Source organism: Pseudomonas sp. 5.2 (assembly GCF_059025405.1).
Window position 1 is genome coordinate 1 of the sequence record NZ_JBYBHH010000062.1, and the last position, 461, is coordinate 461.

The 461-nt window shown below is 64.4% G+C and carries 1 protein-coding gene; it reads left to right on the forward strand.

Annotated features, from left to right (window positions below; all coding sequences use genetic code 11):
* On the forward strand, positions 1-461 hold a 461-nt coding region (locus tag AC5PZ0_RS28305; RefSeq protein WP_493856218.1), incomplete at both ends, for an Ig-like domain-containing protein.

Consider the following 461-nt stretch of genomic DNA (forward strand, 5'->3'; position numbering starts at 1 on the left):
CTGACCGATGCGGCGGGCAACGTTTCGCAGCCTGGCTCGGTCACCTCGCAAGACCTGCTGCCACCAGCACAACCGACTGACCTTGCCTTGGCTGAAGGCGTGACCCTTACCGGTCGCGGCGAACCAGGTGCCACTGTGCAAGTTCGCGATGCTGCGGGCAACGTGATTGGCACCGGGCTTGTGGGCGCAGATGGCAGCTTCAGCCTGACGCTCTCCCCGGCTCAAGCGAACGGAGAAGCGCTGGATATTCGTCTGGTGGACGCCGCTGGTAACAGCTCGACCCCGCTGCAATTCGACGCGCCGGACATTACTCCGCCTGATGCCGTCAGCAATATCGTGGTCGGCGCTGGAGGCCTGGCCCTCAGCGGGCGCGGTGAAGCCGGGGCCACCGTGGAAGTCCGCGATGCCAACGGCAATGTGATTGGTACCGGCACTGTCTTGGCCAACGGCACCTTCCTGAT